This is a genomic window from Novosphingobium sp. PC22D, from assembly GCF_002556635.1.
In the GTDB taxonomy this organism is placed as follows: Bacteria; Pseudomonadota; Alphaproteobacteria; order Sphingomonadales; family Sphingomonadaceae; genus Novosphingobium.
The window spans coordinates 1-10,396 of the sequence record NZ_MWMO01000035.1 but is presented as its reverse complement, the minus strand read 5'-3'; the positions used below and the strand labels follow the sequence as shown (position 1 = coordinate 10,396).

Genomic DNA, 10,396 nt, shown 5'->3' with positions numbered 1-10,396 from the left:
GTCGTCATTGGACCAAGCTAGCTCGTCGCCCGCGCTGTCCGCAACATCTCATCTCGCTTTATGAGTTTGCGGCCTAGCCCGCTTGGTGAGCGCCTAAAGCATAGCGACAAGGGCTTTTATCACGCGACAAGCCGCCTTCGCGATCCTGACCGTGATGATCGGATAGTTGAGTATCGGGGCTATCTTTTCACGCCAGAAAATCTTCATTCGTTCCGCGAACGAGTGGGGCGAGGTGTGGAGAAGGACAAAGCCCCTATGACAACGCGACGAGGTTCGCCCATCATTGACCGAATTTTCCGAGCGGTGGGGGCGAAGCCAGGGGTGATGGCAAAAGAGATCGTAGACGGACTGGTGAGAGATGGGATCACCAACAACCCGAACAGTGCGTACAACGCAATCGCAAGGATGAAGAAGAGCAAGGAACTCATTGGTGACGGAGATCGCGAACGAGAACTCCATCTCGGCCCGAACGCGCCAACAATCGATGAGGACCAGAATTAAGGCGCGCTTGCGTCTAACGAGTTGGGGAGGCCGAAGCCTCCCCAAAAATGCCGATGTTAGCGCATCGGACGTAAGTTCAACCCTCTGTTCAGAGCGTGGGCGCTAGAAAGTGAGTATCCCTATGTGGCAAGCCGTCTTGTTGGTTCGGCTCACCGGGGCAGGGTGCAGAAGCACCTTGCCCTTGGTGGGCTACCTACCAAACCGTGAAGAATCCGTCTATAGGCAAGCTCTATGGAACGCTTGACCCTAGCGGACGCGCTTGCGTCCGGCCGATTGGATGACTTCGCCGCACAAGCAGAAGCGGATGGATACGGTGTGGCCGACCGTGCCATGTTTGGAGGATTGGTGGAGCGCGTCACAGCGCCCCAACCAGAAGATCAAACATCCCGTTCACCCGGTTCCGGTTCGAGGCGCGGAAAGTGAACTCGTCCAGATAGCGCTGCATATGCTTGCCGCTGATCTGGACGTGAGTGCTGCGAACCGACGCCTTGAACAGTTTCCAGAAGCCCTCAACGGTGTTGACGTGGAACGTTTTGTTCTCGCGGTAGTCATAGACCGCGTATTCCTTCGCACCGTGCTTCACGCGGCCATGCTTGAAGCCATCGCCAGTCAGTAAGCCGTAGCTGTAGAGTTCATCGGTCGAGACGGTCGCACCCGGCTCCACATTGTCCAGCACAACGCCGCGTAGCGTTTCTTTCTTCACGTCAGGGATTAACAACGGCCTTCATGCGGCCATCGCGCTCTGCAAGGCCCATAACGATGGTCTTGCCCGGTGCGCCACGGCCACGCTTGCCACCCGAACGGCGTCCGCCGACATAGGCTTCGTCCAGTTCGATGTGGCCGGCCAGAAGAGCGTCAAAACCTTGGGCCTTGCTGGTAAGGTCGCGGATATGCTGCCCAATGCGCCAAGCGGTCTTATAGGTCACGCCAAGCTGGCGCTGTAGTTCCTTCCCGCTCACACCGTGACGCGTCGTGCAGAACAGATACATCGCATAAAACCAGCTAACCAGCGGTGTGCGCGTGTCGTGCAGGATGGTGTTGGCCGTGGGCGCGATCTGGTGAAGGCACTCGGGGCAGGCATAAACGCGGCGCTTTGTCAGCTTATGATAGGTGACTTCAACGCCACAAGCCGGGCAATCCATGTGGAGGCCGCCGAAGCGGACGGCCATGATGTGTTCAAGGCAGGCTTGCTCATCGGGAAAGCGCTGAAAGAACTCGCGGACCGAGAACTCAGGGCTGGCAGAGGGGCTTTTCTTCGTCATGCCCATTGTATAACGGACTAGCTAACGTGGATCAAGGGGATAAACGGGTTTTATTTTGTCTTTATAGCTATGTAATTACACTTATTAAATATTTTGTCTGATGTTTACGTTGCGGAAAATGAGATATCCTTGACAAGGTAATGATTTTATAATTTTGCTGAATCTCGCAATAATCGAAAAATACTCGCTAATTTTTGGTTTATTGAGGGCTTGTCATTGAAGATTTCACGGCTTTGTGACATATCGTCAGGGTCGAAGGCCACGACGGACAAGTTAGGACGGGAAACTCCCTTTATGGTCGACTCGAACATGGGACAGCAAAATCCGGAGAACGATGGGGTCATGGCATCGGCGCTGAATCGCCCGCGCTCCGCCTGGTCGACACCGCATATCGAAGTCTCGCGCGTCAGCGACAGCCGCGCCAATGTTCCGAACGTTCCGACGGACGGCACGTGTTGCGGCGGATATGCCTACGGCTCCTGACCGGCGTCGGACGCGCCGTGCACCTCGGCCGGGGCGTTATCTTGCTCGGCCCAGTTGACGAAACGAGCCACGATCAGCGCGCGTGCCGCCAGGAGCAGGCGACGATGATCCTCGATACTGGTTTCGTCCAGATCATCGAGCGCCTTGGCCAACTTGTCGAAATCGATATAGCGCGCGGCGCTGCCGCCGCCGTTCGTCGCGGCGAGGTCACAAAGAACCGTCGGCGCGCTTGAGGCCATGCGAAAAAGGTCGGGCTCCTCCTGATCATTCCCCGGACGCCGCGAAATCAGCTTTTCGGGCAGGATGTCGGCGAAGGCCTTGCGCGAGAGATAGCGTTCGCGACCATCGCGGAATTGATATGCCTCGGGGATCGCAAGCGCGAATTCCACGACGCGCGGATCGAGAAAGGGTCTGGTGAAATCGAGGCCTGCGGCGGCCGCCCTGCGGCTATAGCCCGCCGCTTCGAATATCCCCACTTCCAGCAGATGCAGCCATCGTTTTCGCCAGCGCTTGTAGCCGAACGGGTTCCGCAGTCGGCCGGGATTGACAAAGCCTTGCCGGATCATCTCCGCGGCGAATTCGTCACGCGACATCCGCGTCCGCCACAATGGCTTTCCGCCCCGCGCAAGCCTCGCCATACCGTGCCGATATCGCTCCGGGATCAGCACCGACAGCACGTCCCGGTACACCAGCGAAGCCAGCGACCGGCCGGTAAACCGCTTTCGCGCGCGCAATTCGCGCAGGAACCGCCGGAAGTGGCCGCGCAGAAGGATGCGGCCCAGCATGGTGGGGGCATTGACGTTGACGGTGTAGTCGCCGCCATGCCCGTCCATGATCAACCGGGCGCCGCCTTCGCGAGCAATTCGATGCATGGCGGTGCGCACGCGGCTGGTGCCGCTCACATCCTCGGTGGCGGCGAAGCTTTCCTCGACCGTGTCGAAATAATCGTCCCCGGCATTGTCGTAATAGCGGATGTCGAGATCCGCACGGTCCGCGAAGGCGTCGACCGCCGCGCGCGCGTTGCGCAACAGGCGTTGCTCGCCGGGCGGGAGCACGGAGGTGATCGCGATCACGCGATGCCCTTTCGCGGCGGCGTATGGCCCGGCAAGCGCGGCGATGGTGCCGCTGTCGAAGCCGCCGCTGAACATCAGCGCCGGCGGATGGATCAGCCGCCGCACGCGGCAGGCCACTACTTCCTCCAGCGTGTCGCGCAACGTCTTCACATAATAGGCTTCGTCGAGCCCTTCATGCCGGGCGGCGGGCCGAGGGCGCCAATAGCGCCGCCGCGTCATCGCTCCGCCCACCTCGAAGCGCAACGCGGTGCCGCCGGGAAGCGCGAAGATTTCCTCGAACGCCGTGTCTTCACGCGGAGCGGCTACGGGGTGGAGCAGCATCCGGCCGATCCAGGCGCGGCTGAGTTTGCGTGGAACCCCCTCGATTGCCCAAAGCGCCTTCACTTCGCTGGCGAAGGCGAGGAACCCTTCGCCGTGATGATAGAATAGCGCGCGCTGCCCCATCGGATCGCGCACGAGCCAGCTTTGCTTCGTGCGCGTATCGTGCACCGCGAAGACGAAGTCGCCGAGCAGCCGCTCGACACAATCCTCTCCCCAATGCCGCCAGGCGCGGGCGAGCAGCGCGCTGTCGGATATCGCGCCCAGCGCTTCGTCGGCGATGCCCAGCGCCTCGGCGAGTTCCTCGCGATTGTCGAGCCGCATGTCGGCGACGATCAGCAGCCCGTCTTCCCAGATCGGCTGCGCTTCGTGGAAATCCTCGACATTGACGCGCATCAGGCAATGGCCGAACCCTACGGCGTCGAGCGCCAGCCGATCGCTGCCGTCGGGGCCGCGATGGGCCAGCGTGCGCGCCATGCGGTCGAGCGTGTCGGCATCGGCGGACGCGCCGTCGAAACGCACGATGCCGTGAATCGCGCTCATGCCGCGATGCGCATCGCCGTGGTCGCAATCCGCGATTTCAGTTCAAAGCGCATCGCCGCCGACCTCTTCCATCGCGTTGCTCGCAATGATCCTTCAACTGTTTCCTAGCGGTGGCACATCTCGCGGTCGACCTCGCGGTGCCGGGTCCTGATATTGTAACGCCGCGGCCAATCTGACATAAGATAGAGGGCGTAATGCGTCGCGCGGTCCAAATATGGAGTTTGTCTGGTGGCGAAGTCCGACGACATGAATGATTGCACTGAGACCGGCTCCGTCGCGGCGTCGGATCGCCCGCGTGCGGTCTGGTCGACTCCCAAGGTGATCGAATCGCGGCTCAGCGACAGTCAGGCGAACGTCACCGTTTTCACCGATGGCACGTCTCCCACCAGCGGGATTAGCTACGGCTCCTGACGCTGGCATCAGCGCGTTCCGGCTCTTTACGGCGCGTTGGTTTGCTCGAACCAGTTGATGAAACGGGCCATGATCAGTGCGTGCGACGCGCTCTGCAGTCGGCGGTAATCATCGATACTGTTTTCATCGAGATTTTCGAGCGCCCGGGCGACCTTGGCGAAATCGACATAGCGTGCCGCGCCGCCGCCGCCATCCCTCTCGGTCAGTTGCCGGAGCACTGCCGGAGCGCTCGACGCCATGCGAAAGAAGTCGGGTTCCATCTGGTCATTGCCGGGAAGGCGGGAAAGCAGCTTTTCCGGCAGGATATCGGCGAACGCCTTGCGTGAGAGATAGCGTTCGCGACCATCGGCGAACTGATATTTTTCGGGGATCGCAAGCGCAAGCTCGACGACCCGCGGATCGAGAAAGGGCCTGGTGAAATCGAGCCCGTCCGCAGCGGCGCTTCGGCCCTGGCCGGCATAGGCAAATATTCCCCGTTCGAGCAAATGCCGCCATCGCGCCTGCCACCGCTGATAGGGAACCAGCCCGCGCAGCCGCGCGGGATCGACAGCGCCTTGCCGAAACAAATCGGCGGCAAAATCATCGCGCGTCATCCGCGCGCGCCATAGCGGCTGTCCCCGACGCAGCCTGGCCATCGCGCGGCGCACGCCATGGGGGACCAGCGCAGTCAGCACCCCGCCATGCAAGACAAAGGGCAGCGACCAGCCGGTGAAACGCCGCCGCGCACGTAGCTCGCGCAGGAACCGGCGGAAATGACCCCGTATCAGGATGCGACCAAGCAAATGGTTTCCGAGGACATTGACCGTATAGTCGCCGCCATGCCCGTCCATCATCAGCCGCGTGCCGCCTTCGCGCGCGATGCGATGCATGGCGACGCGCACGCGGCTGGTGCCGCTGAGGTCGTCGGTGGCGGCGAAGCTTTCCTCCAGCATTTCGAAATAATCGTCCCCGGCGTTGTCGTAGTAGCGGATGTCGAGATTCGGCCGCCCCGCGAACGCGTCGACGGCCGCGCGCGCATCGCGCACCAGGCGCCGCTCTCCCGGCGGGAGCACCGACGCGACCGCGATCACGCGATGCCCCTTCGCGGCGGCATGCGGTTCGGCAAGCGCGGCGATCGTGCCGCTATCGAAACCGCCGCTGAACATCAGCGCGGGCGGATGAATCAGCCGCCGCACGCGGCAGGCGACGGCTTCCTCCAGCGTGTCGCGCAACGTCTTCACATAATAGGCTTCGTCATGCCCCTGATGCCGCGCGGCCGCGTGCGGACGCCAATAGCGTCGCTGCGAGGTTGTTCCGTCCGCATCGAAGCGCAACAGCGTGCCGCCGGGCAGCGAGTAGACAGCCTCGAAAAGTGTTTCCGTGCTTTGAACCTCTACCAGCTGGAGCAGCCGCCGACCGACTCCGGCCGGCCTCAGCTTGCGCGGAATTCCCTCGACTGCCCAAAGCGCCTTCACTTCGGAGGCGAAGGCGAGGAATCCTTCGCCCTGATGATAGAAGAGCGCGCGCTGCCCCATCGGATCGCGCACCAGCCAGCTTTGCCGCGTGCGCGTGTCGTGTACCGCGAAGACGAAATCGCCGAGCAGCCGCTCGATGCAGTCCTCGCCCCAATGTCGCCATGCGCGGGCAAGCAGCGCGCTGTCCGACATCGTCCCTAGCGCCGCGTCGGCGATGCCGAGATCCGCAGCCAGTTCGGCGCGATTGTCGAGCCGCATGTCGGCGACGATCAGCAGCCCGTCTTCCCAGATCGGCTGCGCTTCGTGGAAATCCTCGACATTGACGCGCATCAGGCAATGGCCGAACCCCACGGCGTCGAGCGCCAGCCGGTCGCTGCCGTCGGGGCCGCGATGGGCAAGCGTGCGCGCCATGCGGTCGAGCGTGTCGGCATCGGCGGACGCGCCGTCGAACCGGACAAGGCCGTGAATCGCGCTCACGTCACCCCTCGGATGTGGTGCGATGACATTCGACGTGAGGCGTTAGCCCGCATCTCCGCCCGCGACTTCGATCACGTTGCGTTCGACGAGATCGTTGAGAAACGTCCTCACTTCGCGGCGGCAGGTTTCCGGATCGACTTCGTAAGCCGCGACGAGGTGCTCGCAGAGCGTATCGAGATCGCAGGGCGTATCGAGCAGTTCCCAGATTCGCGCGCTGGTGCCCGACAAGCCGATATAGAGGTCATTCTCGGCGCTCATCATCAGCACGTCGTCGCCAGCCTTGGCGGCCAGCCAATCTCCGGTCTTGCGGTAGATCATCGGCGCTCTCTCCCTCCGCGTGCATTCCTACGCGACTGCCGGTCCGCGTCAATCTGCGGTCGGGCTCGATCCATGCCGAGCGCCGTCAGCCGGGGGCCTTGCGGCGCCGGACAAGTCGCGACGAAGCGCCGCGTTTCCGCGTTCTGCGCGATCGAGCGGACTCGTGATCCGCACGCCGCTTGCATTCGTTTCCGGCCCGGATAGGGTGTTTCTCGGCGCGCCGTACCGGCGCGCCTGGCGATGGCGGCGGCACGGACAATGGCGACGGCCCGTTCTTCGACTTACGCGATCCTGCCCGATCGCATCTGCCTGCCGCTTCGGTTCGACGCGGATCGCATGGCGCGCGACGTCGCGGGGCTGCCGGGCGAGGGGTGGATTCCCCATTTCGTGACGCGCAATTATCGCGGGGAATGGACCGTGCTGCCGCTGCGCTGCACCGCCGGGGCACAACATCCGGTGAAGATGGCCTATTCCGATCCGGTCGCGACGGACTATGTGGCGACGCCCTGGTTGGCACGGGCGCCGTATCTGGCGGAAGTGCTCGGCAACTTCGCATGTCCGCTGCGATCGGTTCGGTTGATGCGGCTCGGTTCCGGCTCGCATATCCTGCCGCATCACGATGTCGATCTCGCCGCCGAAACGGGGGCGGCGCGGCTGCATGTGCCGATCACCGGCAATGCGGCGGTCGAATTCCTGCTCAATGGCACGCCAGTGCCGATGGCGCCCGGTTCGGCCTGGTATCTGCGGCTCAGCGATGAACACGCCGTCACCAACGACGGCCCGAGCGATCGCGTGCATCTGGTGATCGACTGCCAGGTGGACGACTGGCTGCTCGGCCTGTTGCATCAGGGCGCCGGCCAGGGAAAGCATCCTAGCTCAACCATGTCGCGATCGAGCGGATAGCCGGCCAGGCGCACGCCCGAGGCGTCAAGCCAGGCATGTGTTCCGTCAAGCGAGCCGCGCCCGTGCGGCGCGCCGAAATGGACGATGCTCGCCAGGCCGCGACGGCGGCACATGGCATGACCGGCGAGCGCGCGCACGAGGCACGGCGTGGCGAAAGGCAGATGCGGTGCGGCAGTGGCGATTGCCCAGCTTATGCCGCGCAGCCGTTGCACGTCCGCATTGGCCGCAGGGCTGATGGACGGCTCGCCGGGGGGCGTCGGCGGCCCCATCCAGCGAGTCACCCTGCGGAACGGCAGGGTCGCCAGCGCCAGTTTCGCGGCGCACATCATCAGGGCCGCCTCGACAAGCAGACGGCGCTTGTGGCGCGGCATCGTCAGGAACAGCCGGGCCCGGCGAACTCGCCCGTTCATGACGCGACCTCATAGCCGAGCCTCCGCATCATCGGCGCATGATCGGCCTCGATCCGCCTGCGCTGAGCCTCGGTCAGTTCACCTCGCCAGCCGCCCGCGAGTCCCTGGCGGAAAAAGCGCGTTGTCGTCATCCGACGGGGCGCTTCGTCGAAGCCTTCCGCCCGTTCCTGCGCTTGCAATTCGGCGAACAAGGCGTGCCGCGCCGCGCGTTTGAGGGCTTCGGGAGCGGCTTCCACGCCGGCGAAGGCGAGCACGGCGCCAAGCGCGGCCGCCGTGTCGCAATGCAGGTCTTCATAGCGCAGCAGATGCACCGGCAGCGCGTCCTGCTCCAGCCAACTGCGCGCGAAGCCGCTCCAGCCAAGCAGGCGCTGGCGCAACTGGTGGGGCTGACGGTCGGACTTTCCGCAGAATTGCGACCCGGAACTGGCCATGAAGGCGATGGCCTTGTCGATCGATGTCCCCATATGGTTGGCCAGCGAGGCAGCGACGTCGCGCGGATCACGCACGATCAGGATCGCGCCGGAAGCCGCGTCCGCGCCGCCCATCAGCGGTTCGCTCAGAGAGGTGTGCGTCCACGCGTCATGCGTTTTGACGAAGCGCGGACCGGCGCCGTTATCATGTTCCGCGAGCGCGCGGTAAAGAACCGGGCGCAACGCGTCGCATTCGTCATGGGTCAGCAGGCCCGCCGCGAACAGGAACATGTTGTCGAACCGCTCGCGTCCGCTGGCGATGCCGCCAGCCGACTTGATCGCGTTGATCGATACCGGTGCGTCCTGATCGAGATTGGCGAGCAGCAGCCGCAACCACGTGTTGCCGCATTTGGGAAAGGAAGCGAGCCAGACGATACGCGTCAACGCGGCTCCTCCTCCAGCGCGCGCCAGTGTTCCTCAAGGCCCGCGATGATCGCCGGTATCGCGTCGAAGCCGAGCGGTCGCACCAGCCGGTAGACGCCGACGGAATGGTAGATCGCCGCCGCGGCCTGGAGATAGAGGCCTTCCTGCCCCATCTTCTTGATTACCGGCGGACGATAGGCATTGGCGCGGATGGCCTGTGCGGCATCGGCCAGCGAACAGCGCGCGATGGACAAGCCGTCGGTGCCCTTGGCGTCCGTCAACAGATAGACCGCGACGAGCGGCAGCGGCTCGATGGCCGCCAGCGGAACGGGAACATAATACTTGGAAAGGCCCTCGCGAACGGCCTGCTCGGGCTGTTGCGAGGGCGCGAGCCTGTCGATCGCCTGCTGCCACAGCTTCATCGCGCGTCCATCGGCATGGACCAACGGCGCCCCTTCGGCGATCCCCGAAATCGCGCATTGATCGTCGGCGACGAACGCATGGCCCGCCTGGCCCAGCGCGGCCGCGATCGTCGACTTGCCGGCGCCGGATCGGCCGCAGAACAGCGCCGCGCGACCGCCGACGCGAACCGCGCTGGCATGAAGGACGCAAAGCCCGCGTTGATGCATCAACAGGCCGAAGCCGGTGCCGCTGACGAAGATCGCGCCGTCCCGAGGCGACCGGCCGGGCGCGAGGCGATAAGTGATGCGATTGCCGCCTTGGAGCAGCATGGTGATGATATCGGGAATGCGGATCAGCAGCCGGTCGCCGGCAATTTCCCAGTTGGGGCCGCGCGAGGTGGGCGCGGGGAGGCTTTCGGGAACCGGACCTTCGGCGATGGTTATTTCGGCAGGGATGCAATCGTCTTCGCGCGCGATAACTCCGGGAAGTACTAGATCGCTCGCGACATGAAGCCCCGAAATCGAATATCCGAACAACTGCGCTCTCATCGACATAAGCGGAAGTCGAACCGTAGCGTACCTGGGATAGCGCGTCCAGTTATCGGATCGGGCATCACAGGCGCGCAGCCGCTCGACATTATTCTCTTCTGCACCATTTGCTTGTGCAGCCGAATTGAGCCAACTCCCGCACCGATCGCGTCGGGCTGGCCTTCAGGATCGTACCGGCGGCCGGTACGCGCGATGCGATCGCGAAGGGGCCGGTTTGCCTGCGGGATGCGCTGGGTGCTTGGCAGGGACCTCCGTTTCGCAACGGACAGGCCCGAGGGCACGGTCACAGCAAGCGGGCGCCCGTTCCGTCATTGCCCAGCACGTCGTCCGGGTTCCTGAGCGGGCAGTCCGCAAGCGACAGGCAGCCGCAGCCGATGCAGCTAGTCGTCCGTGAACAATGCGATTTTGGCTCTGGGACGGCGCAGGGCCATTCGCGGCGGGCTGTGGCGAGCTGTTGTGG

10 protein-coding genes and 2 pseudogenes are annotated in these 10,396 nt (G+C 63.7%); 4 read left to right on the top strand and 8 right to left on the bottom strand.

Translation table 11 applies throughout. The annotated features are described in order from the left end of the window. Positions 1–255: 255 nt before the first annotated feature. Positions 256–501 carry a hypothetical protein gene (locus B2G71_RS24280; protein ID WP_168176478.1) on the top strand — a complete coding sequence of 82 codons (246 nt, stop codon included), beginning with the start codon at positions 256–258 and terminating at the stop codon, positions 499–501. A gap of 355 nt (positions 502–856) precedes the next feature. On the opposite strand, the pseudogene B2G71_RS23330 reads toward B2G71_RS24280, so the two are convergent. Further along, positions 857–1,763: pseudogene (locus B2G71_RS23330) on the bottom strand (IS1595 family transposase). Positions 1,764–2,057: 294 nt separating this feature from the next. Here B2G71_RS23330 and B2G71_RS23325 point away from each other — a divergent pair. After that, positions 2,058–2,246, top strand: coding sequence for a hypothetical protein (locus tag B2G71_RS23325; RefSeq protein WP_098109055.1), 189 nt, complete (start codon positions 2,058–2,060; stop codon positions 2,244–2,246). Here B2G71_RS23325 and B2G71_RS23320 read toward each other — a convergent pair. Then, on the bottom strand, positions 2,234–4,180 hold the full coding sequence (locus B2G71_RS23320; RefSeq protein ID WP_098109054.1) for an asparagine synthase-related protein: 1,947 nt from the start codon (positions 4,178–4,180) through the stop codon (positions 2,234–2,236). The genes B2G71_RS23325 and B2G71_RS23320 overlap by 13 nt on opposite strands. Positions 4,181–4,426: 246 nt before the next feature. Here B2G71_RS23320 and B2G71_RS24275 point away from each other — a divergent pair, with 246 nt between their 5' ends. Next, entirely contained in the window at positions 4,427–4,591 is a 165-nt protein-coding gene (locus B2G71_RS24275) for a hypothetical protein (RefSeq protein WP_168176477.1), read from the top strand. A 26-nt stretch (positions 4,592–4,617) separates the two neighbouring features. On the opposite strand, the gene B2G71_RS23310 is transcribed toward B2G71_RS24275, so the two are convergent. Beyond that, on the bottom strand, positions 4,618–6,522 hold the full coding sequence (locus B2G71_RS23310; protein ID WP_098109052.1) for an asparagine synthase-related protein: 1,905 nt from the start codon (positions 6,520–6,522) through the stop codon (positions 4,618–4,620). Positions 6,523–6,564: 42 nt separating this feature from the next. Continuing rightward, positions 6,565–6,840 carry a PqqD family protein gene (locus B2G71_RS23305; RefSeq protein WP_098109051.1) on the bottom strand — a complete coding sequence of 92 codons (276 nt, stop codon included), beginning with the start codon at positions 6,838–6,840 and terminating at the stop codon, positions 6,565–6,567. Between the two features lie 336 nt (positions 6,841–7,176). On the opposite strand from B2G71_RS23305, the gene B2G71_RS23300 reads away from it, so the two are divergent. After that, positions 7,177–7,743, top strand: a complete 567-nt coding sequence (locus B2G71_RS23300; protein WP_206049501.1) for an aspartyl/asparaginyl beta-hydroxylase domain-containing protein — start codon at positions 7,177–7,179, stop codon at positions 7,741–7,743. Here the strand turns inward: B2G71_RS23300 and B2G71_RS23295 are convergent. The 4 genes and pseudogenes from B2G71_RS23295 to B2G71_RS23280 all read right to left on the bottom strand — a co-directional run. Next, positions 7,686–8,153: a lasso peptide biosynthesis B2 protein gene (locus tag B2G71_RS23295; protein WP_098109049.1), complete on the bottom strand. Its 468-nt coding sequence runs from the start codon at positions 8,151–8,153 to the stop codon at positions 7,686–7,688. The genes B2G71_RS23300 and B2G71_RS23295 overlap by 58 nt on opposite strands. Next, positions 8,150–9,007, bottom strand: coding sequence for a sulfotransferase domain-containing protein (locus B2G71_RS23290; RefSeq protein WP_276306942.1), 858 nt, complete (start codon positions 9,005–9,007; stop codon positions 8,150–8,152). Before B2G71_RS23290 ends, B2G71_RS23295 begins: the two co-directional genes overlap by 4 nt. Further along, positions 9,004–9,924 carry a hypothetical protein gene (locus B2G71_RS23285; RefSeq protein WP_141521691.1) on the bottom strand — a complete coding sequence of 307 codons (921 nt, stop codon included), beginning with the start codon at positions 9,922–9,924 and terminating at the stop codon, positions 9,004–9,006. The genes B2G71_RS23290 and B2G71_RS23285 overlap by 4 nt, the downstream gene beginning before the upstream one ends. A gap of 295 nt (positions 9,925–10,219) precedes the next feature. After that, positions 10,220–10,315, bottom strand: a pseudogene (locus B2G71_RS23280) (redox-sensitive transcriptional activator SoxR); the annotation flags it as partial. Positions 10,316–10,396: the final 81 nt, after the last annotated feature.